At 60.3% G+C, this 26614-nt stretch carries 19 protein-coding genes; 12 read left to right on the top strand and 7 right to left on the bottom strand.

Annotated features, from left to right (window positions below):
• Positions 1–20: 20 nt before the first annotated feature.
• Together HNQ72_RS02340 and HNQ72_RS02345 are read right to left on the bottom strand one after the other, a co-directional pair.
• Positions 21–1955, bottom strand: coding sequence for a CHASE2 domain-containing protein (locus HNQ72_RS02340; protein WP_280518257.1), 1935 nt, complete (start codon positions 1953–1955; stop codon positions 21–23).
• Positions 1956–1993: 38 nt separating this feature from the next.
• Entirely contained in the window at positions 1994–5626 is a 3633-nt protein-coding gene (locus HNQ72_RS02345) for a FecR domain-containing protein (RefSeq protein ID WP_183991232.1), read from the bottom strand.
• Between the two features lie 115 nt (positions 5627–5741).
• Here HNQ72_RS02345 and HNQ72_RS02350 point away from each other — a divergent pair, with 115 nt between their 5' ends.
• The 9 genes from HNQ72_RS02350 to HNQ72_RS02390 all read left to right on the top strand — a co-directional run bounded on the left by HNQ72_RS02350 (position 5742) and on the right by HNQ72_RS02390 (position 15127).
• On the top strand, positions 5742–6284 hold the full coding sequence (locus tag HNQ72_RS02350; protein WP_183989392.1) for a Pycsar system effector family protein: 543 nt from the start codon (positions 5742–5744) through the stop codon (positions 6282–6284).
• 58 nt (positions 6285–6342) lie between these two features.
• On the top strand, positions 6343–6690 hold the full coding sequence (locus HNQ72_RS02355; RefSeq protein ID WP_148144793.1) for a DMT family protein: 348 nt from the start codon (positions 6343–6345) through the stop codon (positions 6688–6690).
• Positions 6691–7177: 487 nt separating this feature from the next.
• Entirely contained in the window at positions 7178–9067 is a 1890-nt protein-coding gene (locus HNQ72_RS02360; RefSeq protein ID WP_183989393.1) for a peptidylprolyl isomerase, read from the top strand.
• Between the two features lie 18 nt (positions 9068–9085).
• Complete coding sequence (gene trpD / locus HNQ72_RS02365; RefSeq protein WP_183989394.1) at positions 9086–10102, top strand: anthranilate phosphoribosyltransferase; 1017 nt, start codon at positions 9086–9088, stop codon at positions 10100–10102.
• A 4-nt stretch (positions 10103–10106) separates the two neighbouring features.
• Complete coding sequence (gene trpC / locus HNQ72_RS02370) at positions 10107–10925, top strand: indole-3-glycerol phosphate synthase TrpC (protein WP_183989395.1); 819 nt, start codon at positions 10107–10109, stop codon at positions 10923–10925.
• Positions 10925–11404: a cyclic pyranopterin monophosphate synthase MoaC gene (gene moaC, locus HNQ72_RS02375; RefSeq protein WP_183989396.1), complete on the top strand. Its 480-nt coding sequence runs from the start codon at positions 10925–10927 to the stop codon at positions 11402–11404. The genes trpC and moaC overlap by 1 nt, the downstream gene beginning before the upstream one ends.
• A gap of 19 nt (positions 11405–11423) precedes the next feature.
• Positions 11424–12644, top strand: a complete 1221-nt coding sequence (locus HNQ72_RS02380; protein WP_183989397.1) for a molybdopterin molybdotransferase MoeA — start codon at positions 11424–11426, stop codon at positions 12642–12644.
• Positions 12645–12700: 56 nt separating this feature from the next.
• The gene (locus tag HNQ72_RS02385; protein WP_183989398.1) at positions 12701–14137 is read left to right on the top strand and encodes a cryptochrome/photolyase family protein; all 1437 of its coding nucleotides are present in this window, start codon (positions 12701–12703) and stop codon (positions 14135–14137) included.
• Between the two features lie 84 nt (positions 14138–14221).
• Positions 14222–15127 carry a 2-dehydropantoate 2-reductase gene (locus HNQ72_RS02390; RefSeq protein ID WP_183989399.1) on the top strand — a complete coding sequence of 302 codons (906 nt, stop codon included), beginning with the start codon at positions 14222–14224 and terminating at the stop codon, positions 15125–15127.
• 52 nt (positions 15128–15179) lie between these two features.
• On the opposite strand, the gene HNQ72_RS02395 is transcribed toward HNQ72_RS02390, so the two are convergent.
• The 4 genes from HNQ72_RS02395 to HNQ72_RS02410 all read right to left on the bottom strand — a co-directional run bounded on the left by HNQ72_RS02395 (position 15180) and on the right by HNQ72_RS02410 (position 19374).
• The gene (locus HNQ72_RS02395; RefSeq protein ID WP_373289352.1) at positions 15180–16817 is read right to left on the bottom strand and encodes a CTP synthase; all 1638 of its coding nucleotides are present in this window, start codon (positions 16815–16817) and stop codon (positions 15180–15182) included.
• Positions 16818–16944: 127 nt separating this feature from the next.
• Complete coding sequence (gene secG, locus HNQ72_RS02400) at positions 16945–17388, bottom strand: preprotein translocase subunit SecG (RefSeq protein WP_183989401.1); 444 nt, start codon at positions 17386–17388, stop codon at positions 16945–16947.
• A gap of 83 nt (positions 17389–17471) precedes the next feature.
• Complete coding sequence (tpiA, locus tag HNQ72_RS02405; RefSeq protein WP_183989402.1) at positions 17472–18251, bottom strand: triose-phosphate isomerase; 780 nt, start codon at positions 18249–18251, stop codon at positions 17472–17474.
• A 235-nt stretch (positions 18252–18486) separates the two neighbouring features.
• A complete protein-coding gene (locus HNQ72_RS02410; protein ID WP_183989403.1) occupies positions 18487–19374 on the bottom strand; it encodes an alpha/beta hydrolase in 888 nt (295 codons plus the stop codon).
• A gap of 195 nt (positions 19375–19569) precedes the next feature.
• Here HNQ72_RS02410 and parE point away from each other — a divergent pair, with 195 nt between their 5' ends.
• A complete protein-coding gene (gene parE / locus HNQ72_RS02415) occupies positions 19570–21654 on the top strand; it encodes a DNA topoisomerase IV subunit B (RefSeq protein WP_183991234.1) in 2085 nt (694 codons plus the stop codon).
• 90 nt (positions 21655–21744) lie between these two features.
• On the top strand, positions 21745–22593 hold the full coding sequence (gene pdxY, locus HNQ72_RS02420; RefSeq protein WP_183989404.1) for a pyridoxal kinase PdxY: 849 nt from the start codon (positions 21745–21747) through the stop codon (positions 22591–22593).
• On the opposite strand, the gene HNQ72_RS02425 is transcribed toward pdxY, so the two are convergent.
• A complete protein-coding gene (locus HNQ72_RS02425; RefSeq protein WP_183989405.1) occupies positions 22590–25136 on the bottom strand; it encodes an HWE histidine kinase domain-containing protein in 2547 nt (848 codons plus the stop codon). The two genes, pdxY and HNQ72_RS02425, sit on opposite strands and share 4 nt — an antisense overlap.
• 254 nt (positions 25137–25390) lie before the next feature.
• Here HNQ72_RS02425 and HNQ72_RS02430 point away from each other — a divergent pair, with 254 nt between their 5' ends.
• Entirely contained in the window at positions 25391–26602 is a 1212-nt protein-coding gene (locus HNQ72_RS02430; protein ID WP_210319484.1) for an AI-2E family transporter, read from the top strand.
• Positions 26603–26614 lie beyond the last annotated feature (12 nt).

Here is a 26614-nt window from a genome sequence, read left to right on the forward strand (position 1 = left end):
TCCGGAATTGTTTCAAAGCTCTAGCCTGATACCGGCGGCTGATTATCTTCGGGCATCATCCGCTGGTAATACACCGCCAGTTCGGGAACCTCCTGCACCAGCGTCGCTATAAGATCGACCGGCGGAATCCTGCCGTCGTAATGAAGAGACAGAACGTCTTTGTGCCGCTCTGTCAGTAAAGTGTCCCGGTTGCGGGTGACTGCAAAGACGCGCGTTTCCTCCTGTTTGCCCTTGACGGCAATCCTGTCGAGTTCAAAGACGCCAAAGATCCCGCCGATTTCATCCGCCACCTTCTCGCCGATCAGCAGTGAAACGCCATAGGCTTTCGATGCCGATTCCAGCCTTGCCGCCAGGTTGACCGCATCGCCGAGCGCCGAATAGTCGAAGCGCTGTTCCGACCCCATATTGCCGACAACGCATTCGCCGGTATTCACCCCGATGCCGATCCTCAACGGAAAGAACCGTCGCCCGTCAGCCTCCGCCTCATGCTGCAGTTCGTCATTCAGCGTCTGCATCGAGGCGAGCATGTCGAGCGCCGCAGACACGGCGTGGACGGCATGGTCCGGGTCGTCGAGCGGCGCATTCCAGAACGCCATCAGGCAATCGCCGATATATTTGTCGATCGTCCCGCCATGGGACAACACGATCTGAGAAAGCGGCGTCAGAAGCCGGTTGATCAGTGCAGTCAACTGCTCCGGATCGTCCTTCAGCTGCTCCGATATGGTTGTGAACCCGCGCACGTCGCAGAACAGGATGGACAGGAACCGTTTCTCGCCACCGAGTTTCAGCTTGCTCGGATCCTTGGCCAGTTGCGCCACCAGCGCCGGCGCCAGATATTGGGAAAATGCCCGCGTGATCTGTCGGCGACTTTTGCGCTCCTGCGCATAATCAAGTGTCGCCTGAGCTGCCGCCACGCCGGCAAAGGCGAAGGATGGCGCAAGCGGCGACACGAAGAGCCCGCCCCAGTGAAGTGCAACATAACTTCCGCCGGCAAGAAGCAGAACCGCGGCAACAACGCCGAGTATGGTCTTCCAGCCGGTACGCCGACGCACCAGCAGATAGGCACAAAGCGCCGACAGCAAGACTGTCGCCTGCGTCAGCGCTCCGCGTGGTTCGGTAACGGACCGGCCGAAACGAAGATTGTCGAGGATCGTCGCCTGTATTTCGGCACCGGCCGTCAGGCGTCCGTCATGAACCGTATGCGAGGTGGCGAAGGCATCGGCCCCGCCGCTGGCGATGGAAGGCGCATTCTGCAGGCTCAGGCCGACGATAACCGTCCTGTCCTTGAAAAAACCCGGCGGCAGAAAATTGGCGGGATCGAGCGCCTGATAGTAGGAAACCGTCCTGTATGTTCTCGCTCCCCCGAACACCTGCACCAGCCTTCCCTCGTCCGGGACCTCGACAGCATTACCGCTCGCAACGGCCATAGTGGCCGCAAACCCGTCGACAATCGCCGGCACACGTCGAAATGCACCGTCGCGATCGAGCGTTATCGAGGCTATTCCGGCAGCGGCTCCCCTTGATGTAAAAATCTCGAGCGGCATCACCCGGATATATTGGTCGGCCTGCTCCGCGGTAACAATGGTCTCGTCGGCAGCCAGAACCACGTCCGGCGCCATGACATCGGCCAGCGCCTGATCATTCGCGGATGACGAAGGTTCGGAAAAGATGATGTCCAGCCCGATAACCTTTGCACCCGCAGCTCGGATATTCGTGACGAGCTGGGCATGAAGACTTCGCGGCCACGGCCATTGCATATTGATTTCGGCAAGCGACGGTTCATCGATGGCGACGATCACGATATCGTCCGAAGGCACAGCCGGCCCGCGGATCGTCGAGAGGTAATCGAAAGCCCGATAGTCCATCAGCGCCCAGCCCGGCAGGCGAGAAAGCAAAGCGACCGCGCCGAAGACGAATACCGACAGAAGCAGCACCTGCAGCGAGCGCGAAGCCATCAATCTGCGCGCAAATCGCCATCGTGAGCCAGATTGCATCAGAACCGGACCCTGAACGTGCCTTTGAACGAACGCCCCCAGCCGGGTATGTCGTTGTTCAATTCGATATCCTCGTCCAGCAGGTTGTAGGCGGCCAGTTCAAATTCGAAGCGCTTGTCGAACGGTTCCCAGACAAGATTCGCATCGAGCGTCCAGTAGTCATCGAGCGACGCGCCAGCCTCGTTGACGCGATCGCCGACATAATTGGCGGCAAGCGTTGTCTTGATATGCGCCTGGTTGACCCAGGTCAGCGCCACCTGCCCCGCCCATTCCGGCACGAACGGTAGCGGCCCGCCCGATGTCGGTGTGCCTGAACTCTGATCCTCGGAATCCGTATAGGCCAGGGTCGAGGACAGGCCAAAGCCCGCCCCGAGCACCGCATTGGCCGTCAGGCTCGCCCGGTCGAGCCGCCCTTCGCTCGTCGTAAACGGTGTCGAGACCAGGGGGATCGGAATGCGCGGATTATCCATCTCCTGGTGCTGGTATTGCAGCGCCGTGAAGAAATCCGGCGTCCATTCGGCATCCCATCGCAGGGCATAGGTATCCACATACCCTTCCGTCTCGACCGAGATCGCATTCGGCTGGATGCCGACGATACCGATTGGCGACAAGGTCGGTGTCGTCAGGTCGATGCTGCTTCGCATGAACCCTGCCCGCAGCCACTGACCATCCGTCGGTGACCATGCAAGCCCGATCCGCGGCTCGATCCGCGCCACATCCGACGTCTCGCCATCGATATAGCTGCCGAACAGGGCATATTCCGCCTTCAGACTGTCGCTGATTTCATGCAGCAGATCGACATAGATGCGACCGACGGTGCTTTCATCGTAATCGGTAGTGCCAGGCGCGCCGGTAATACCGCGATAGACACGCCCATCGATCCGGCCTCCCTCCACACCATATCGCCAGGTAAAATCGTCCGCGCCAACCATGTGATTGATCGCGGCTATATAGGATCGCTGCCGGAATTCTTCCCTGGCGGAAACAGTGACAAGCGGGCCTCCGGGTGGCGTAATATCGAGCGACTGCGTGTCATCGCTGCTTATGCCGCCATAAAGCAGAGCAGCATTGACCACATTTTGGTAGGCAACCGTATGGCTCCAGCCCAGACCGGCATTGGTCACGCGCGCCGAGACATCCTGATAAGTCCTCAATCTGGTACTGCCGACATCCCCGGTCAAATCGCGAAAAACATCGCTTTTCGCGTCATTGAAATAAAACACCAGCCGATCATAGGCCGTCGGGCTTGCCGTGAGGTAGGCATTGCCCCCGATCAGCTTGTTTTCGGTTTCGAGATCCGTCAGCGCCCCGGTATCGCGTGCATCCGGCACCTTCTGCCATTGCAAATTTGCATAGAGGCTTACCGGGAAAGGCAGGTTTCGATAGGCCTGCACCTCGCCTTCCGCCGTATACCCCGTCTCGCCGCCGGCAGTGGTGAAACCGCCGCCCAGCTCCACTTCGAAAAACGGCTGTTTCAAGAGATTCGCCTCACGCGAACGGCCCGAGATGATATGCGGATCAAGCAGCAGGCCCTGCAACAGAGAGGAAAACGCCTGGCTGTTGCCCTCGTTGGTGATAACATTGTCGCCATAGAAATAATTATCGACGAAGGGATCGCTGCTGCCACGCAGGCTCTGGTCAACATACGCCGTCGCCTGGAACGGATCAAAGGCCGCATCGCCATAATATTCGCCCCAGGCATCCAGTCCCTGCAAACGAAACGCGTCGTTGAGCGTAGACCCCGCCTCGTGATTGGCGCCGACGGAGGTGAACTCGCCACCCCGCGCCTTCGACCGTCGCAGATATTCCTGCGCATGCCGGATCGCCCCGACCGAATCGTAATCGTCGATCGCCAGCGCGGTCCTCACCGCCGCGATGACGGGATCGTTGTCATCGAGCCGGTCGGCATTGTCGAGTGCCTGGTTTGCAGCGACGCGATCGCCCTTCTCGTAATGCGCGGCGGCCAGCATCAGCTGTCCTTGAGAATAGGCGGGATTGGCGACCGTGCCGGCCAGCAGGTCTTCGACAGCCTTGTCCACCTCGCCCGTCTGCAGGTAGTAGCGCCCGCGGGCGACAAGCGCGAGATCGAAGGCCGGGTCAACGGCCATGGCCTTGTCGATCTCCGCCTTGGCCTTTTCGATTCGGCCCGTATCGAGATAGAAGATCGCCAGATTGGCATGCGGAATCGGATCCTGAGGATCAAGCTCGATCGCCTTTAGGAAGGCTGCTTCGGCTTCGCGGTTGGCATCGCGGGAGGATTGCACATTGCCGATCACGTTCCACGTCGAGCTGCTGCCGGGTGTCACCCGAGCGGCGGCTTCGAGATCCTCCATGGCGCCGCTATTGTCGCCCTGAAATCCCGCCCTGTAGAGCGCCCGCGCCTCAAGCGCCGTCGGCTCGTTCGGATCGAGCGACAGTGAGCGATCGACCGCCTGCTGATATTCCTGCCTGTCGTTGAGAAGAAGCGCCAGCATTGCCCCATAGGCCGGAAGCTGCGGATCGTCAGGATATTGCCGCTCGGCATCCTTCAGCACACCCATTGCCGCTCGCAGGTCCTGCAGGAAGCCGACCGCATAAGCCCGCAGGAACGCCGCATCCGGCCCTTGGACGCTCCGCGGCATCTTTTCCACCCGGGTCGGATCGGCAAGACTGCGGGCATAATACCCGCCATAAAGCGCCACACCCCGTCGTCTTGCATCGAGCCCGCGCTGGGCCTTGTCGAACAGCTTTGCCGCCTCGGCATAATGCTTGTCTTCGGCCAGCATGATCGCCTCGATCAGCGAGAGCCGGGCCTTCTGGTTCACCGTCAGCGTGCGCCCCTCGAGCGCGCCAAGCGTCCGTTGCGCTGCGGGGCGTCCTTCGAGCGTCAGCTGGGTTTCCGCCAGTGTCACCCATTCCTCTGTCGTGCGCTCACCAGCCGGCTTGGCAACGATCCGGTCGGCCTGCCTACGCATCTGCGCCACCGGCTGGTTCGATGCCGGCATCCGCCTGAAAGCCTCCCGCGCCGGCAGGTAAAACAGCATCTGCTCGCGATCATCGCTATCGACGATCACCACCTTCTGCGGGGCCTGGCCGATCGAGGCGACGGCACCTTCGCCCTGGCGAACGTCGACGCTGCCCTGCGGATTGCTGAGCCGGACCTCGCCTTCGAGCACACTGAGCGAGGTCCTTGAGCCCTCGACCGTCATCGTCCAATCGGTTCCGCGAATGGCGGCGGCCGCTGCCGGTGTCTGCACCTCGACGCCCGGCCCGCCACGCTCCGCGCGCGCCCAGATCGTGCCGGCCTGCAGTTCCAGCACCGTATCCGCACCCGAACCTGACGTAACCTGCTTCACCACCAGCGTCGCATTGCGGCCCATGCGGATCTGCGTCCGGTCGGAAAACAGGATGGCAAGCTGCCCGGTTGCATTCGTCCGCAGCACATCTCCGCCGACGAGATCCTGCCTCAGATCCACGAATTGCCAGTTCGAAACGTCTATAAAACGGACTTCCTCACCCGTCTTGCGCGCAATCACCGCGCCGGCAACTGAGCCATCACGCGGCACGGGCTCACTGCGCGCGGGAAGACCAACCCCGGCACCAAGCAGCGTCAAAGAAACCGCAAATAAAAGTCGATTGAGCACCCCGAGCATGCCGCAACCTGTGGACACAAACATACAAACTGTCAAGTTTACGAGCAGACGTCACCTTGCTTTAAGAGGAAGGTGTATTAACACGGAGACACTTGAACGGGGGATCTCAAGAGTAATGAGCGATTTCGACAGCGCACCGACAGAAATGCTGGAAATGCCGATGGCGACAGGCGTCGTCACGGAAGAATACATCAATCATATCCGCAAGGTGAACGACGTCTTTTACGATCAGATCAAGATATCCGACCAGAAGGCCGCCTATATCTTCACCTTCATGCTTGCCTTCCTGATCTCGTCGGCAGAAGGACGTGGCGTCTTCACCTTTGCCCGCTACACAGAGGGCAGCTGGCTGGTCGTCGTTGTCTCCGGCGCGCTGGCGATCACCTCCGTATCGTCAATCATCTCGGCCATCATGGTCGTATTGCCGCGTCACATCGACAAATCCACCTCGCTTTTTTGGGGAACTTGGCCCCAGCACCGGCCGATTTTCGAACAGGCCGCCCAGCACAGCGATGTCAGCTATCTGTTCAACCAGTATCTCGACAATGCCGATGTCCTGTCGCTGATCGCCCGGCAGAAATACCGCTTTGTGGCCTATGCATTCCGCGGCCTTGTTTTCACCGTTTTGGCCTATGTAATTCTGCTTCTTGCAACCTGACGCGAATCCCTCTCTTTCCCGGCCTCCCCTTCTGGCCCCGCCCATGGACCCCCCGCCAATGAATGCTGCCCTGACACCCTTCCTGACCATCGGCCTGCTCATTCTCTCCAACGTTTTCATGACATTTGCCTGGTACGGTCACCTGAAGTTCGAAAACAAGCCGCTCTATCTTGTCATTCTCGCCAGCTGGGCGATCGCCTTTTTCGAATATTGCGCCCAGGTCCCGGCAAACCGCATCGGCTATGGTTATTTCAATGCCGCCCAGTTGAAGACGATCCAGGAGATCATCACGCTCTCTGTCTTCGTCATCTTCTCGGTCTTCTATCTGGGCGAATCGTTCCACTGGAAACAGGCGATCGGTTTCGGCTTCATCGCGCTCGGCGCCTTCTTCATCTTCACCAAATAACGGGGATGTTGCCGGCCTTGTTGGAAAATAATCCGCTGGCGTCGCGGCAACTTAGATTTTGCCGCAGTGCCGTTTCATCCCCGCAACCACCATATACGCAACAATCAGCCTGTCATCGGATGGGAAACCGGGTTCGCGAACCGGCCTCCTCAACGGATTTCGGATCGGTTTTCCGGTGATGGTCGAAAGATCGGGGCAAACGGGAACTAACACGTCTCGAAAGCCCGGATGTTTGGCCGGGGCAGGCAGATCGATTATCTACCAACCCACCAAATGCCACTGCCTGCCCCATTCCCGTTTCCACCATGCCGGCTTTGCCTTGCGTGGTTCTTCTCGCTGCACGGGATTTTACAAGAGAACGCAGCGGCCGTGCCGACGCTCGCGGCCTTTTCATCGGCAGTGCCTTCTATTCCGCCGAAGTTTGTTCTAGAGACAGTGCTTCATCCGCCACAACTGGGCGGCAGACTGTCTTTAGGTATGTTGATCGATGCTTGATTCTCTCAGAAACGCCGCTCGCTCCTGGGTCGCGAAGTCTCTGCTTCTGCTCTTGGTTGCCTCATTCGCCATCTGGGGCGGCAGCCAGTCGCTGATCGCTTCGAATGCGAACACAGTGATGACGGTTGGCGACCAGGAAATCTCCACCGAGCAGTTCCGGCTCGCCTATCAGCGTCAGATCGCCAACCTCAGCCGCCAGTTCGGCACCCAGCTGACCGCCCAGCAGGCCCGCTCCTTCGGCATAGACCGCGAGGTTCTGACCCAGCTTTCGGCGGGCGCCGCCCTAGACCAGCTTTCCGATGACATGAATCTCGGTCTTTCCGACGAGCGCCTGGCAAACCTGATCGCCGAAGACCCGGCCTTCAAGGGTACCAACGGCCAGTTCGATCGTGACCTGTTCTCCTCGCGCCTGCGCAATGCAGGCCTGCGCGAAAACGACTATATTGCCGAACGCAGCAAGGTGACCGTCCGCAGCCAGGTCGTGGAAGCCGTTTCCGACGGTTTCAAGGCGCCGCAAGTCATGCTCGATGCGTTGAAACAGTATCGCGACGAGGCACGCACCATCGATTATCTGCTTCTGTCGAATGCCAATATCGATCCGATCAAGGCACCGGCGGATGACGTTCTGACCACCTGGTTCGACACCAACAAGGCCAAGTACCGCGCACCGGAATACCGCAGTTTCGCCTATGTAAAGCTGGAGCCGAGCGACATCGCCGACGCCTCCTCGATTACCGATGACGAATTGCGCGCCGAATACGACAAGCGCAAGGACGGCTACAAGACCCCCGAAACCCGCACGATCGAACAGCTGACCTTCCCCAACAAGGAAATGGCCGATGCCGCAGCCACCCAGCTGCGCGACGGCACGACCACGTTCGATCAGGTCATCAAAGATCAGGGCAAGACCCCGGCAGATGTCCATCTCGGCGATTTCACCAAGGAAAGCATTCCTGACCCGGCCTGGGCCGAACCGGCCTTCAAGGTTTCGGCTAACGGCGGCACAACCCCTGTCATCAAGGGCACGTTTGGCTCGGTCATCCTGCGTGTATCCAACATCCGCCCGGAAAGCACCCGCAGCTTCGACGAAGTGAAGGACGAACTGCGTCAGCAGATGGCGGTTGCAGCCGCCTCGCGTGAAATCGCCAGCGCCCATGACCGTTTCGAGGACCTGCGCGGCGGTGGCGCGACGCTGGACGATGCAGCCAAGGAACTGAACCTCAAGCTCGTCAGCGTGACGGCAGATGCCTCCGGCCAGGACGAAAAGGAACAGCCGATCGCAAATCTTCCGGCGGCCAGCAACCTGATCGCCGAAGTGTTCCGCACCGAACCTGGCCAGGATACGATCCCGGTCAGCCTCGGCAATGTCGGTTACATCTGGTTCGAAGTTCGCAACGTCACGCCGGAACGCGAGCGTTCGCTAGACGAAGTACGCGAAAAGGTCGTGGTCGACTGGACTGCCGAACAGCAGAAGGAATCACTGACTGCCAAGGCAAACGAGCTGAAGGCCCGTCTCGACAAGGGAGAAACTCTGGCCGCAATTGCCGAGGACCTCGGCATCGCCGTCGAAACGAAGACCGGCCTGCGCCGCAACGCCGAAGATGCGATCTTCGGCGCGGAAGCGATCACGACCGCCTTCTCCGGTCCCGTCGACACGACAGGCACCGCCCTTGCAGCAGATCGCGAAAGCCGCATGCTGATGAAGGTGACCGCTGTCGAGCAGGCTCCGTCTGACGAACTGGCCAATGACCCGCAGCTTCAGCGCCTGGCGGAATCGGCCGGTGACGACATGCTCGACCAGATGGTCAACAGCCTGAAAGACAAGTACGGCGTGACGATCAACCAGACTGTCCTCGAACAATCCGCATCCACAGTTCAATAATCGAGGCGAATGCCGAAAATGCCTGACTTGAAGCCATTCCTCGCCAAGGTCGCCACTGGCGAATCGTTGACCCGCGAAGAGGCGCATGACGCCTTCGGAATTATCATGTCCGGCGAAGCGACCCCGTCGCAGATCGGCGGCTTCCTGATGGCACTGAGGGTCCGCGGTGAAACGGTCGCCGAAATGACGGGCGCCGTTTCGACCATGCGCGCCAAGATGCTGCGGGTGGAAGCACCCGCAGACGCCGTCGATATCGTCGGCACTGGCGGCGATGGCGCCGGAACCTACAACATCTCCACGCTCGCCTCGATCATCGCGGCGGGCGCAGGCCTATCGGTCGCCAAGCATGGCAACCGCGCGCTCAGCTCGAAATCCGGCACGGCCGATGCGCTGTCGGCTCTCGGCGTCAACCTGGAGATCGGCCCGAACCAGATCGCACGCTGTATCCGCGAGGCCGGCATCGGTTTCATGTTCGCCTCCATGCATCATGCCGCCATGCGCCATGTCGGCCCGAGCCGCGTTGAACTCGGTACGCGGACGATCTTCAACCTGCTTGGCCCGCTCTCCAATCCGGCCGGTGCAAAACGCCAGCTGCTCGGTGTCTATTCGCCGCAATGGCTGATGCCGATTGCCGAAACCCTGCGGGAAATGGGATCCGAAACTGTCTGGGTCGTTCACGGTCAGGGTCTCGACGAGATCACCACGACAGGCACAACGCAGGTTGTGGCACTCGAAGACGGCAAGATCCGCGAATTCGAACTGTCCCCGACCGATTTCGGTGTCGCCCCGGCAACGCTTGCGGATCTGAAGGGCGGTGACGGCATCGCCAATGCCGCAGCCCTTCGTGCCGTCCTCGGTGGCGCGAAAAATGCCTATCGCGATATCTCGCTCTGCAATGCAGCCGCAGCTTTGGTCGTTGCGGGCAAGGCGGAAACCCTGAAGGATGCCATGCTGCTTGCCACCGCCTCGCTTGAGAGCGGTCAGGCTTCGGCAGCGCTCGACCGGCTCGTGGCGGTCTCCAACGAGAAGGAATAGGATCATGGCCGATATCCTGCAAAAGATCGAAGCCTATAAGCGCGTCGAGATAGAAGCCGCCAAGGCGGCCGTACCGCTTGCGGAGATAAAGGCGCGTGCTGCCGACCAGTCCGCGCCTCGCGGCTTCCTGAAAGCATTGCAGGCGAAGAAGCAGGCCGGTCAGTTCGGCCTGATCGCCGAGATCAAGAAGGCAAGCCCCTCCAAGGGCCTCATTCGCCCGGATTTCGATCCGCCGGCGCTGGCAGCGGCCTATGAGGCAGGCGGCGCTGCCTGTCTTTCCGTTCTGACCGATACCCCGAGCTTCCAGGGCGCACCGGAATTCCTCGTTGCCGCCCGCAACGCCTGCGCACTGCCGGCTTTGCGCAAGGATTTCATGTTCGAGCCCTATCAGGTCTATGAAGCGCGCGCCTGGGGTGCCGACTGCATCCTCATCATCATGGCATCGCTTTCCGACGACGAGGCCCTGGCGCTCTACGAGACCGCGACCGAACTCGGCATGGATAGCCTCATCGAAGTGCATGACGAAGCCGAAATGGAACGGGCGCTAAAACTTCCCTCGCCGCTCCTGGGCGTCAACAACCGCAACCTGAGAACCTTCGAGGTCAGCCTCACCACCAGCGAACGTCTGTCGGCAATGGTAACCGGCGAGGATCGTCTGCTTGTCGGCGAAAGCGGCATCTTCACCCATGAGGATTGCCTGCGCCTGCAAAAGGTCGATATCAGCACCTTCCTCGTCGGCGAGAGCCTGATGCGCAAGGATGATGTCGCAGCGGCCACGCGGCTGCTTCTGACCGGCGAAGCAGGCACGCTGGCGGCCGAGTGATGGCCGACAGCAAGCTCACCCACATAGATCAGGCCGGCGAGGCCCATATGGTCGATGTCGGCGACAAGGCCGAGACCGGTCGTTCGGCAACCGCAGAAGGTTTTGTCCGCATGTTGCCGGAGACGCTGGCGCTGATCCGTGAAGGCAATGCCAAAAAGGGCGATGTCATCGGCACCGCCCGCCTTGCCGGCATCATGGCCGCCAAGAAGACATCAGATCTTATTCCACTCTGCCACCCGCTGATGCTGACAAAAGTTTCGGTCGATATCTCGGAAGACGCCAGCCTGCCCGGCCTACGCGTCACCGCGACCGCAAAGCTCACCGGCAAGACCGGCGTGGAGATGGAAGCGCTGACCGCCGTCTCCGTCACCTGCCTGACCATCTACGACATGGCCAAGGCTGCCGACAAGGCGATGGAAATCGGTGGCATAAGGCTGCTCGAAAAGACTGGCGGCAAGTCCGGCCATTATAAAGCGTAAAGCCCGAGGAGATTTCGCCATGGCGCTTTTGCCCGTTCCAGACGCCAAGGCCCGTCTGCTTGCCAATGCCCGCCCGGTCGACGGCATCGAGACGCTCCCCTTGGGCGATACAGCGGCTCGCGTGCTTGCTTCTGACATTCAGGCCAAGCTGACCCAGCCCCCATTCAATTCCTCTGCCATGGATGGCTACGCGCTGAGAGCCGTCGATGCGCCGCAGGTCGGCTCAGAACTCACCGTCATCGGCAGTGCCGCCGCGGGGCACGCTTTTGAAGGCACTCTCGGCCCCGGCGAAACCGTTCGCATCTTCACGGGCGCTCCGGTGCCGGAAGGCGCCGATACGATCCTCATTCAGGAGGATGCGGAGAAGCTCGATGCCGACCGGATCCGCACGACATTCAAGGTCACAGGCGGGCGGCACATACGTCCCCGTGGTCAGGATTTTGCCGAAGGCGAAACAGTGCTGAAGGCCGGCACGCTTATCGATTTCTCGCATCTGACCGCCGCAGCGGCGATGAACCATCCGAGGCTTCCCGTCTTCCGCAAGCCAAAAGTGGCGATCCTCGCCACGGGCGACGAGCTGATAGAGCCGGGCGGCAATCCCGCTCCCGCGCAGATTATCGCATCCAACACATTCGGCATTGCAGCTCTCGTACGAGACAATGGCGGCGAGGTTATCGATCTCGGCATTGCCCAAGATCGACACGAAGCGATCTCCGCCGCCATAAAGCGCGCTCGTGATGCCGGTGCCGATATTCTCGTCACCCTCGGAGGCGCTTCCGTCGGCGACCACGATCTGGTGCAGGCGACGCTGAAGGCTTCCGGCATGGAGCTTGATTTCTGGCGGATCGCCATGCGCCCCGGCAAGCCGCTGATGGTCGGTTCTCTCGACGGCATGCATGTTCTGGGCCTGCCCGGCAATCCGGTTGCCAGCATGGTCACCGGCATGCTGTTTCTCGAACCGCTGCTGCGCCGCCTTGCTCATCTGCCGGAGCGCAAGCGCGAGGTCGATGGCATCACTGCAAGGCCGCTTGGCCCCAATGACCAGCGGCAGGATTATCTGCGTGCAAGGATCACCCGTGACGAACAGGGCAATCTGGTCGCCGAGGCCAATCCGAAGCAGGATTCTTCGATGATGAAGATCTTTGCCCATGCCGACGGTCTCATCGTCCGTCCGCCGCATGCGCCGGAACTGGCCGCAGGCGCCCCCTGCCCCATTCTGCTCATTCGCCCCTTCGAGTGATCCGGACAGGCTTGAAATCCGTAAGCTTGGGCATCAATGCCCAAACGGAGTAGATCGTGTCCGACAAGAGCCCACCTGCCGCCATTCTCTGGTTCCGCAAGGATCTGCGTCTCGATGACAACGCAGCTCTGCATGCCGCGATTGATGCAGGCGGCCCGGTTATTCCCGTCTATATCCGCGAACCGGCACAGCCCGATATCGGTCCGCTTGGGGCCGCACAGGCATGGTGGCTTCATCATTCCTTGGCGGCGCTCAAGGAGAGCCTGAAGTCACTGGGCAGCGACCTGACGCTTGCGACGGGCAAGGCCGATGACATCATCATCGATATTGCCCGCAAGACCGGCGCAAAGACGGTCTACGTCAACCGCGCCTACGAACGAACCACGGTGGACCGCGAGATCGCCATTGCGCTCAAGGATGCAGGCATCGCCATCCGCGCCTTTCACGGCCAGTTGCTGCATGATCCGAAAAACATCCGCACCGGCTCCGGCAATGCCTTCAAGGTCTATACGCCGTTCTGGAACGCCATGCAGAAGCTTCACGAACCGCATGGCCCCATTGAGCCGCCAGAGACCGTCCCTTCGCCCACAAGCCATCCTCGCTCGGAAGCGCTTGACAGCTGGAACCTGCTGCCGACCAAGCCCAACTGGGCGGCCGGTTTTTCGGACCACTGGACGCCTGGCGAGGCCGGGGCGCAGGAAAGGCTGGAAGACCTGATCGATGCCGACCTGCATGATTACAAGCGCGGTCGCGATTTCCCGGCAATCGAGGCGACATCGAGGCTTTCACCGCATCTGGCGCTCGGCGAAATATCCCCTGCCCGCATCTGGCACGCCACCAACGGGCTGGCTGACAAACATCGCGACGATCTGGTCCATTACCGCAAGGAACTCGCCTGGCGCGATTTCTGCTACAATCTGCTGGTCGAGTTTCCCGATCTGCGCACGAAAAACTGGGACGACAAGTTCGATGCCTTCGAATGGGAATTCGATGCCGCCGATTTTCGCGCCTGGACCAAGGGACAGACCGGTTATCCGATCGTCGATGCCGGCATGCGCGAGCTCTGGCAGACCGGTTACATGCACAATCGCGTCCGCATGATCACGGCATCCTTCCTGATCAAGGACCTGCTAATCGACTGGCGGCGCGGCGAGGAATGGTTCCGCGATACGCTGCTCGATGCCGATCCGGCCAGCAATACCGCCAACTGGCAATGGGTGGCCGGCTCAGGCGCCGACGCCTCCCCCTTCTTCCGCATCTTCAACCCGATCCTGCAGGGCGAGAAATTCGATCCCGACGGCGATTACGTCCGTCACTTCGTGCCGGAACTGAAGGACCTGCCAAAGAAATACATCCACAAGCCCTTCGAAGCGCCGGACCATGTTCTGGCCGATGCGGGCGTGGAACTCGGAAAGACCTATCCGCGGCCGATCGTCAATCACGGCATGGCTCGTGATCGGGCACTCGAAGCCTATAAGGGCCTGAAAGGCTGAGGCCGTACCGCATGTCGCAGGATTGACGTTTCACCAATCTCCGTCAGCGACTAATCTCCTTAATTCGCGAGAGGAGATGTCGACATGGCGGGACGGAAAATTGCAGTCGTCGGACTTGGCGGTATCGGTGGCGTCGCTGCGGCCTGCCTGAGCCTGTCTCCGGAAAATGACGTGACTGTCTGCGCCCGCAGGCAGATCGACAAGCTCACCTTCGACCACCACGAAGACAGCATATCGATCCCGCTGAAGACACTTTCCGACCCGGGCCTTGCCGAGCCGGTCGATTGGGTCGTGCTCTGCACCAAGGCGCAGGATGTCGCCTCGGCCGCGCCGTGGCTCGAAAACCTCTGTACGCCACAGACGACCGTGGCCGTGCTGCAGAACGGCATCGCCCATGAGGAGCGCGTCGCGCCGCATGCAAACGGCGCCACCGTGCTCCCGGCAATCGTCTATTACAACGGCGAGCGGCTTGCACCCGACCATGTGAGGCTGCGCCATATCCGCGGCCACGATCTTCTGGTCCCGGCCGGACCACAAGCCGAAGCCTTCGCAGCTCTCTTCGAAGGCACGCCGATCGATGTCGGCCGGAGTGAGGACTTCCTCACCTATCAATGGCGCAAACTGCTGGTCAACGTGATCGCCAATCCGATCACCGCCCTGACACGCCAGAGGCTCGGCGTCTTCCAGAGATCGGACATACAGGACCTGTCCCTGAGCATCCTGCGCGAAGCCGTCGCGGTCGGCCGCGCCGATGGTGCGCAACTGCGTGACAACGAAGCCGAAGCGATCCTTGAGACCTTTCTGGCCTATCCGCCGGAAGCCGGCACCTCGATGTATTTCGACTGCCTTGCCGGCCGCCCGCTGGAAATCGAAGCACTGAACGGCGCCGTTGTTACAGCAGGAAGGCGCCATGGCCTTCCGACGCCGCTGAACAGCGCCATGCTGACCCTTCTGAAAACGGTCAGCGATGCCAACGCCAAAACTCCATAACAAAAAACCCGGCCAAGGCCGGGTCTTTCGAATTCCATAGGTGCCGACAGGCTTAGACGAGGCGGCTCTGTTCCAGTGCCGCTTCGATGAAGCTTGCAAACAGCGGATGCGGATCGAGCGGGCGGCTCTTCAGTTCCGGGTGGTACTGGACGCCGATGAACCACGGATGATCCGGATATTCGATCGTCTCCGGCAGGACGCCGTCTGGCGACATGCCCGAGAACACCAGGCCACAGCTCTCAAGCCGCTCCTTGTAGTCGACATTGACTTCGTAGCGGTGGCGATGACGTTCCGAAATCTCGGTCGAGCCATAGATCTCGGCGATCTTCGTTTCCTTCTTCAGCGCCGCATTGTAGGCGCCGAGACGCATCGTGCCGCCGAGGTCGCCGGCTGCTGCACGCTTCTCCAGCGCATTGCCCTTGACCCATTCGGTCATCAGGCCAACGACCGGTTCCGAGGTCGAACCGAATTCAGTCGACGAAGCCTTTTCGATGCCTGCCAGATGACGGGCTGCTTCCACCACCGCCATCTGCATGCCGAAGCAGATGCCGAAATACGGAACCTTGCGCTCGCGGGCGAACTGCGCCGCGAGAATCTTGCCTTCCGAACCGCGCTCGCCAAAACCGCCGGGAACCAGGATGCCATGGACCTTTTCGAGGTAAGGCGTCGGGTCTTCCTTTTCGAAGACTTCCGACTCGATCCACTCGAGCTTGACCTTGACGTGGTTGGCGATACCGCCGTGATGCAGCGCCTCGATCAGCGACTTATAGGCATCCTTGAGACCGGTATACTTGCCGACGATCGCGATCGTGACTTCGCCTTCCGGCGTCCTGATGCGGCTGCAGACGTCTTCCCACGGGTCGAGACGCGGCTTTGGAGCCGGCTCAATGCCGAAGGCGGCCAGAACCTCGTTGTCGAGGCCTTCCTTGTGATAGGCGATCGGAACGTCATAGATATTGGCAACGTCGAGCGCCTGGATGACGGCGCTTTCGCGCACGTTGCAGAACAGCGAAAGCTTGCGGCGTTCCGCCTCCGGGATTTCCCGGTCGGCACGCACCAGCAGGATGTCGGGATGGATACCGAGCGCCTGCAGTTCCTTTACCGAATGCTGCGTCGGCTTGGTCTTCAATTCACCGGCTGCCGAAATATACGGCATCAGCGTCAGGTGGACGTAGATCACGGTGCCGCGCGGCAGGTCGTTATTGACCTGGCGGATGGCTTCCATGAACGGCATTGCTTCGATATCGCCCACCGTGCCGCCGACTTCGCACAGGACGAAATCATAGTCGTCATTGCCCTCGGTGACGAAATCCTTGATCTCGTTCGTCACATGCGGAATGACCTGAACGGTTGCGCCGAGGTAATCGCCGCGACGTTCCTTGTCGATGATGTTCTTGTAGATCCGGCCGGTGGTGATGTTGTCGGTCTTGGTCGCCGAACGCCCGGTAAAGCGCTCGTAGTGACCGAGATCAAGATCCGTCTCAGCGCCGTCGTCGGTCACAAAGACCTCGCCGTGCTGGGTCGGGCTCATCGTGCCCGGATCAACGTTGAGATAAGGATCGAGCTTCTTCAGCCGAACCCGGTAACCCCTCGCCTGGAGCAATGCTCCGAGGGCCGCGGCCGCAATACCCTTCCCAAGGGAAGAGACCACGCCGCCAGTGATGAATACATATCGCGCCATGGGAGTCACCGGTTACCTTCTCACACACGATTCCGCCAGCACAAATTTCGCCGATCGCTAAAACGGCTGTGGAATCTTCACAAAATAAAACCGGCAGGCTTTTGGCCTGCCGGAGCTTGAAGTCTTGACCGGAGCCTTACTGGCCGGTCGGAACGCTGTTCGACGGCGCAGCAGGTGCTGCCGGAGCCGCAGGCGCCTGGCCTGCCGCCGGAGCAGCAGCGCCGGTTTCGGACGGTACGCCGTTGCCAGCAGGAGCCTGTGCCGGCGGTGCAGTCGGTGCCGGGCCGAGCTGGTCGAGAATGCCGTTGCCCGTGCCCTGCTGGCTCTGCGGGATACGGTTCAGGATATCGGTCGGCTGCGAGTCGTAACGGGCAAGAATACCGAGTGCCAGCGAGGTCACGAAGAACAGCGCCGCGAGGATCGCCGTCGTGCGGGTCAGCGCATTGGCCGTGCCGCGCGCCGACATGAAGCCGGAGCCGCCGCCGATGCCAAGGCCACCGCCTTCGGAGCGCTGGATCAGCACTACGCCGACAAGCGCAAGCACGATCATGAGATGAATGACGATCAAAACGGTCTGCATGTATCGGGTCCCTGCCCTACGCGGGCAACAATCTAGAGTTTGGCGGCTCTTTACATGAGCCTATCGCTCTTTCCAAGCCTTGATTACAAGGTTTCGGCGATCAGCCCCTCATAGACGGAATAGATGGCGAGGAAGTCGGCCGCTTTCAAGCTCGCTCCGCCGATCAATGCACCGTCGACATTGGCGATGCCCATCAGCACCTCGGCATTGCCCGGCTTGACCGAACCACCATAAAGAATCCGCATCTTCTTGCCTTCCTCGCCGAAGCGCTTGGTGAGTTCGGAGCGCATAAAGGCATGTGCAACGGCAATGTCCTCGTTCGTCGGGGTCAGTCCCGATCCGATCGCCCACACTGGCTCATAGGCGATGACGGTATTTTCAGCCGTCGCGCCATCCGGGATGGAGCCGTCCAGCTGCCGCTTCAGCACGTCGAGCGTCTGGTAGCTGTCGCGCTCGCCGGCGGTCTCGCCGATGCAGATGATCGCCGTAAGGTCCGCCTGATAGGCAGCAACGGCCTTGTCGCGAACGAGATGGTCCGTTTCAGCGTGATCCGTGCGGCGCTCGGAATGGCCGAGAATGACATGAGTTCCGAAGCAATCGGCAATCATCTCGGCGGAGATATCGCCGGTATGCGCGCCCGAAACCTTCTGATGGCAATCCTGTGCGCCGATCATCAGGGGGCTATCCGTGCAAAGCGCCGTCGCGACATAAAGAAGCGTCACCGGCGGGCAGATCAGCGCGTCAACACGATCAGCCAGCGGGCCAACTACACCCTCGGCCATGGCCTTGATTTCCCCGAGCGCGTCCCGCGTGCCGTTCATCTTCCAGTTTCCAGCCACGAGCGGGCGAACGTCTGGGGTCATCGGCGGTATCCTCCTCTAATTGTCGACGACCTCGAAACAAGATCGCAATCATCGCATGCAAAATCCGGCCACCCGGAAATTCGGCCTCTTTCGTACGCTGAAAAATGACCGTGATTCAAGCGCTTGCTTCAAAAGCCGCCGCCTTCCAGTCACGCGAAGTGACAAAACAAGGAAGCCCTTGATGAAATTCAATCGGTTGAGCGCCGTTACAGATCGATTTAACTGCGCATTCCACCTAATTTCGAGCAGTCAGCACGAAATTGAGCACCTTGCGCCAGTCCACCATCCGGATCGGCGTTCCATGTCCTCCGGTCTGAAAAAGGCTGAATCGCGCGGGATAGTTTGACGCGCGCAATCCGCGAAAAATCTTCTCCTGGTCTTCCGCCTTGTAGACGCTGTCGGCGCTGCCATGGCCGAAATAAATCGGCAGCTTGAGCTTTGCGTAAGGCGTTCCGGCAAGCCCCGCATCCGGCGGGCCGCCGAGCAGAACCATGCCGCCGAGATAACGGACGGTTTCCCTGTCGCGCACGATGTTCTGGCAGATGATCCCGCCCATCGAGGCGCAGGCGAGAATGACCGGACGCCCTCCCGATTGTTCGAAAGCGTAGCGCACCAATGCACCGACATCGGCTGCCCCTTTTTCGTCGAAGGACTTCACGCTGACCGAATAATAGGTGCCGCCATTGCGAGCGCTGAGGTTCTTCAGCCGGTTGAAATTGCCGCCGAACGAATAGTCGTTGACGCCGAGGCGGCGATCTCCGCCACGCCCATGGATGAAGATCACGGCAAAGCGTTCGCCGGAAGACGGTCCAACCCGCGTCACGTCCACATTGCGGCTGCCAAGCGTCAGCGTCTCGTTTTCTTGGCTCCGGCGAACGGAAAGATCGACATAGGCGCCGCGCACCCGCCGTTCCGGTTCCTGGTCGCGTTCGTTGATGTCGCGAAGCTCGTTATAGTCCATCACCTCGTAAGCGCCGCCATCGTCGCTCTTCAGCACCTTGTAGCTGGAAAACAGGTCGTCCTTGAAAGGCGGGATCGGTCCTTCCTGTGCCATAACGACGTCACCGGTCGATGATATCAAGATCGCAAGAAGCGTGGCAAAAATGAAATGAACTGTGGACATGCGGGGTTTCATTGAGGTCCTTCGGTCTTGAAAGCTTGCCATGGCAGGGTCTAGCTAGCATTGCTGGCAGCAAAGGCCGCGCGCGCGGCATCGCGAAAAAGCCGGTTTTCTGGCAGAATCGCAAGTGATTCGAAACAATATGAGACGGGTATGGCTTCCTCCTCGGCACCTCGGCAGGCAGCAGTGAAAGACCAGATGGACGACAATAACAACGATCTTTTCGGTGATCCCTCGGCGAATGCCCAACCGGTGACGACCCAGCCGGCGACCGCAAAACCGGTCGCGGCTGCGCCGGCACCCGCCATTGCCGCCGAACCGTCCACGCCCCGCCCAGCCCCGCTCAAGAGCGGCGGCGAAGATTACGGCGCCTCGTCGATCCGTGTTCTCGAAGGTCTCGAACCGGTGCGCATGCGCCCGGGCATGTATATCGGCGGCACCGACGAAAAGGCGCTGCACCATCTGTTTGCCGAAGTCATCGACAACTCGATGGACGAAGCGGTAGCCGGTCACGCCAATTTCATCGAAGTTCATCTCGATGCCGAAGGCTTCCTCACCGTTTCCGATAACGGTCGCGGCATTCCGGTGGAAAACCATCCGCAGGTTCCCGGCAAGTCGACGCTCGAAGTCATCATGACCAAGCTGCATGCCGGCGGCAAGTTCGATGGCGACGCCTATGAGACCTCCGGCGGTCTGCACGGCGTCGGCGTCTCGGTCGTCAATGCGCTGTCGGATGTGCTCGAAGTCGAAGTCGCCCGCAATCGCAAGCTCTATCGCCAGACCTTTTCCCGCGGCGTGCCGCAGGGCGGCCTGCAGGAACTCGGCGATGTGCATAACCGCCGCGGCACCCGCGTGCGTTTCCATCCCGACCCGCAGATTTTTGGCGAGCGCGCCAGGTTCGAGGCCGGCCGCATTTTCCGTATGGCCCGCTCAAAGGCCTATCTCTTCGGCGGCGTGGAAATCCGCTGGAGCTGCGATCCGGGCGTCGTGCCGGAAGGCGGCGAGATCCCGGACAAGGCCGTCTTCCACTTTCCGGGTGGTTTGAAGGATTATCTGGCCGCAACGCTCGGCAAGGATTTCACCGTCACCCGCGAGATCTTCTCCGGTCGCACGGAAAAGACCGGCGGTCATGGCGCCATGGAATGGGCGATCACCTGGTATGGCGGCGATCCGCAGCTTCATTCCTATTGCAACACCATTCCGACCCAGGAAGGCGGCACGCATGAGGCCGGCCTGCGCATTGCGCTGACCAAGGGCCTGAAGAACTACGCCGAACTGACCCAGAACAAGCGCGCCAAGGAAATCACCACCGACGACGTGATGATTTCGGCTGTCGGCATGCTCTCGGTCTTCATCCGCGAACCGGAATTCGTCGGCCAGACCAAGGACAAGCTCGCCACTGTCGAGGCGCAACGTCTTGTCGAAAACACGCTGCGCGATCCTTTCGACCATTATCTCGCCGGCAACCCTGCCGAAGCTGCAAAGCTGCTCGACTGGGTGATCGAACGCGCCGAAGAGCGCCTGCGTCGCCGCAAGGAAAAGGAAGTCAACCGCAAGACCGCGGTACGCAAGCTGCGTCTGCCCGGCAAGCTGGCCGACTGCTCGCAGAATACCGCCGAGGGCGCGGAACTGTTCATCGTCGAGGGTGACTCGGCAGGTGGCTCGGCCAAACAGGGGCGCAACCGAACCAATCAGGCGATTCTTCCCCTGCGCGGCAAGATCTTGAACGTCGGTTCCGCCAGCCGTGAAAAGCTCTCTGCCAACCAGCAGATCGCCGATCTGGTGCAGGCGCTCGGCTGCGGCACGCGTTCGAAATACCGAGAGGAAGACCTTCGTTACGAGCGCGTCATCATCATGACCGATGCCGACGTCGACGGTGCCCACATTGCTTCGCTGCTGATCACCTTCTTCTATCAGGAAATGCCGGAACTGATCCGCGGCAACCATCTCTACCTGGCGGTACCGCCGCTCTATGTCATCCGTCAGGGTGGCAAGACGGTCTATGCCCGCGACGACGCCCACCGTGCCGAACTGATGGAAACCGTCTTCAAGAACAAGAAGGTCGAGATCGGACGCTTCAAAGGTCTTGGCGAGATGATGGCCGCGCAGCTGAAGGAAACCACCATGGATCCGGCCAAGCGCACGCTGCTGCGCGTCGATATCGATGAGGTCGATTTCGAAGGCACCCGCGAGGCGGTCGACAATCTGATGGGCACGAGGGCCGAAGCACGCTTCCGCTTCATCCAGGAACGCGCGGCTTTTGCCGAAAATCTCGATATCTGACGCTATCGGGAAAGGAGAGGATTGCGCGACAGGGCGCGGCATGCTTCACCGGAAAGATCGTTTTCGATCATCTGAATGAAGCACCCCGCCATGAAGCAGATCCTCTCAATCCAGTCCCATGTCGCCTATGGTTATGTGGGAAATCGCGCTGCCACGCTCCCCCTGCAGCGCCTCGGGCATGAAGTCACCGTCATCAACACGGTGCAGTTCTCCAACCACACCGGTTATCTGAAATGGACTGGCGAGGTGTTTTCCGCCGCCCATATCGAGAGCATTATTGAGGGGCTGGAAAGCCTTGGAGCGCTGCAGAAGATGGATGCGCTTCTGACCGGTTATCTCGGCGACCCGGCGATCGGCGAAATCATCCTCTCGGTTCTCGACCGACTGCCTGAAGGAACGCGCTGGCTCTGTGATCCGGTCATGGGTGATGTCGGCCGCGGCTTTTTCGTCCGCCCCGGCATTCCCGACTATTTCCGCCAGAAGGCGCTCGCCCGCGCCTCGATCATCACCCCGAACCAGTTCGAGCTGGAATATCTCGCTGGCCGCCAGATCCTGACACTCGACGACGCCCGCAAGGCCTGTCGGATGATCCATGAGATGGGCCCTGAAACGGTGCTTCTCACCTCACTGATCCATGACGGCACGCGCGACGACGAAATCCAGATGCTGGCATCGTCGAAATCGGGCGAGCAGTTCCTCGCCACCACGCCGCGCCTTAAATTCGATCCGGCACCGAACGGCGCAGGTGACTGCACCTCGGCGCTTTTCCTCGGCCACATCCTGTCCGGCGCACCGCTAGATCAGGCGCTGTCGAAAACCGCCTCCAGCATTTTCGCGCTGTTCGAAAAGACGCTTGCCGCCGGAAGACGCGAACTCAACATGATTGCCGCACAGGACGACTTCGCCCGTCCTGCGCCTTTGGCGGTGATGACGCTTTAACGGGTCTCAAGCAGCTTGGTGACGGCGGAGATCAAGGCCTCCGCCTCATAAGGCTTGCGGACGATCGGCGCGGTCAGATTGGCCGGAATGATCGAACGGTCGGTATATCCGGTGGCAAAGATGAAGGGCACACCGCGCCGCACCAGTTCCTCGGCGATCGGAAGCGACGTGCCTGACCCAAGATTGACATCGAGGATCGCGACGTCGGGGGTAAATCCCTTAAGCCTGCGCAACGCTTCTGAAACCGAAGGCGCCGTCGTCACCTTGTTGATCCCGTGTTCCGCCAGCATGGATTCGACATCAGCCGCAATCAGCATCTGGTCCTCGACCAGCAGGAATTCCTTCTCCGCCAGATGAGGCGTCTCGAGCCTTCCCGTTTCGGCAGCCTCTACATCGCCAATGTGAATAGTCGTGACATCGTCATCGCCATGCAGATGTTTCGACGGCACGACGAAACGTGCCTCTATGCCTGTCTCGGGATAACTCACCTCTGCCGCGCCTTCGAGCTCGTAAGGAATACTGCGGCCGATCAGAACACTGCCGAAGCCACTTCGGCTCGGTGGCTTTACCGCAGGCCCGCCACTTTCGATCCAGCTCAGCTCGCAAGCCCCCGTTTCGAGCCTTTTCCACCGAACATCGAGCCTGCCGCCCGGCACCGAGAGCGATCCGTATTTGGCGGCATTGGTCGACATTTCATGCAGGACCAGCGCCATGACCGAGAATGCCCGGCTGTCCAGCCAGACGCGCGGGCCTTCCAGCGCCACGGACCGAGTGCCCTCCATATAGGGGCGCAGTTCCGCCTCCAGGAGATCCAGCAGCGAACCGCCATCACCGCCGCGCACCACCTGGTCATGCGCGAAAGCCAGCGCCTGAATGCGTCCCTTCAGCGAACCGACATAATCGGAAAGGCTGCGCCCGCTTTCGACAGGATGGCCGACAAGAGCCTTGATGATCGAAAGGATGTTCTTGACCCGGTGATTGAGTTCCTCGTTGAGCATCCGCTGGCGCACGTCCGCCTTGCCGCGTTCCTCGGCCAGCATTTCGTTGTGATGCAACACGATCTCGACGAGAACCGCGCGAATAGCTTCACCGATCTCCCGGTCGCTGTCGGTCCAGGGCTGGGCCTGCAGCCTGACGGTTTCCTTCCAGATGGCGAAGCTCTTGCGCGGTGTCAGCCGGTCGCCCATCGGGCCGGTCACATAGGACTTGTCCGGATTGCCCGCCCAGTCCAGCGTCTGCACCACTTCCTTGCGGAAGAAGAAGAGATAGTCCTTCGGCCGCTGCGAAAGCGGTATGGCGAGCACCCCGCAGGCATCGTCGGGTGAAATGCCGGATTGCGGAATGGCATGCGAAAGCTGAAAGGTCGACCAGACCTTGCCGCCAGTCAGCCCGCCGATCTCGTCCGCCAATTCTCCGATCATCTCGAGTGGCGGTGTGCTCCCCTGGCTTGACCAGACGCCATCCAGCCACAGGCCGACCCCGTCGCACGGCAGCATGGTCGAGAAAGCCTCAAGCGACCCCCGCAGCAGCAGGCTGATGTCGCGATGATGCGAAGCTTCCTGCAGGAACCGGTCGAGCGACCGACGTGCAACGCTTGCAGTCTCGTGCAGTTCCTTCTGCCTGAGCGCCGAAAGATGCAGCGAGAAGAACTCGCCGAACGTTTCCGCCGCTACCCGCTGCGGCATGGACAGGATTTTCGGCGAATAGTGATGGCATGCGATCAGGCCCCAGAGTTCGCCATCGACCACGATCGAGATCGACATCGAAGCGCCGACGCCCATGTTGCGCAGATATTCGCAATGGATCGGCGAAACGCTGCGCAAATGTGCGAAGGAAAGATCGAGCGGCTGGTTGTCCTCATCCAGTTCAGGCACGATCGGCACACGCTGATAATTGGCGTCACAGATCACCCTGATCGTGTTCTTGATGTAGAGCGCCCTCGCCTGTACCGGGATATCGCCGGCCGGAAAATACTGGCCACGAAAACTCTCCAGATCGCGTCTCTTGTATTCGCTGATGACCTTGCCGGAGCCATCCTGCTCGAAACGGTAGACCATGACCCGGTCATAACCGAGCATCGCATACATCAGCCTTGTAGCGCTCTGCACCAGCCGGTCGAGACTGGAAACGTTGCGGATCCGGCTGATCAGCATGCGGGCCACTTCGAGTGGCTGGTCAGTATCATTGGATGCCGGCTCGAATTCGAGGATCACTTTTTCGCCATTGCGGTGAAGCGCAATATCCATGACAGGACCCGAAGCAAGGCGCAAAGCATGCCGCAGGGCGGGCCGGGCAGGATCGTCGGATGTCGCGAGCGCGTTGCGCAGCGTATGTGCAACATCGCCACCCAAGACCGTTTCAAGCCTTTCGCCGATCACGGGAGATGTGAGCCCCAACATCTCTGCCAGATTGGCGGAATGCTGCAGGATGACGGAACCGACGCCGTCACAGACCATCATGCAACCATGCGGCTGAATGGAGCCGGGAATATGAATGGGTTCACGGTCGCAGTTGGTTAGGTTGACCGCTTCAGTCTGACGCATCAATTTTCCCTTGAAGCTCCCGTCCTGCCAATGGCACACATGGCTCCTATTTTCCGGCGCGCCTATCTAAAGACCCGCAAGCTGTTTAAAACATACCCGTGTTAAATGGAGCGGCATCGCCAATTGGCAATTTCATATTTCTATCGCATCTAAGCGTTACCGCAAGTAAGGAAGTAGCGTTTTAATGAATCGGTGCGAAGCTTGTTTTCACGACCTTCTCTGGCCATATAGGAGCCAGATTTAGACAGGAATTGATGGTGAACCGCAGCAGCAATCGAAAAGGCAGCGCCGAGCCTCGTTGGCTTGGCCCCGTTAGCCCGAACAGGGTTGCCCTGATCTCACCGATTTCGGCTGCGCGCTGGCTACTGATCATTGTAGCTGCCGCCGCCATTTATTTCTTTCACGGCTTCATGGTTCCGGTACTTGCTGCCCTGGTGATCGGCTTTGCCAGCTGGCCACTCTACCGGCGCCTGCTGACCCATGTCGGCGGCAACACCACGATCGGTGCAACGCTGGCGATTATCTTCATCGTTCTCTTCATCGTCATCCCGATCAGCATCGGTGCATCCTACGCCGCCAGGGAAATCGCTGACTGGTTCCGCTGGGCCGTCGAGGTCAACCGCAACGGCGCGCCTCCACCGGGCTGGATTATCGGCCTGCCCTTTGCCGGAGAATGGCTCGGCACTCAATGGACCCGCCATATCGGCGCTCCCGGTGCTGTCGGGGAACTTGCGCAGCTAATCAGCGGCGCCAATATCGGTGCAATCTATCATGGCGTGCTTGTGGCCGGAAACAGCGCCTTCCACATCATGCTGACGTTACTGTTCATGCTGATCGCGCTGTTTTTCGTTTATCGCGACGGCGCTTCCTTCAGCGGCCAGATCGACCTTCTGGGCGAGCGGATTTTTCCGACACGCTGGGAACGGATCTCTCGCGTCGTGCCTGCCACGATAAGCTCCACCGTTACCGGCATGACGCTGATCGCCATCGGTGAAGGCATCGTGCTCGGTATCGCCTACTGGATCGCCGGCGTTCCCTCGCCCGTCACATTCGGCGTGCTTACCGGCATCATGGCTCTCATTCCGGGTGGCGCGCCGCTATCCTTCACGCTGGTATCGGCTTACCTCGTCGCCAATGGCTCCTATGTTGCAGGCGCCGGCCTGTTCATCTGGGGCAGTGTCGAACTTTTCATCGTCGACAAGACATTGCGCCCCCGCCTTGTCGGAGGCCCGATCAAGCTGCCCTTCCTGCCGACATTTTTCGGCCTTGTCGGCGGCGTCAAGACCATGGGTTTTCTCGGCCTGTTCATCGGACCGGTACTCATGGCCCTCGTCGTATCGATCTGGCGCGAGTGGATTCGCGAGGTCAAGATCGCCGATGTAACAGAGGCGGAACAGCCCTCTGATCCCGAGGTAGTGCTTGCTGAGGAAGACTTACCGGCGGTACGCAAGGCTTCCGGCCCCTGAGGCGCTAGCCAA

Origin of the sequence: Aliirhizobium wenxiniae (assembly GCF_014201355.1) — a bacterium.
In the GTDB taxonomy this organism is placed as follows: Bacteria; Pseudomonadota; Alphaproteobacteria; order Rhizobiales; family Rhizobiaceae; genus Neorhizobium; species Neorhizobium wenxiniae.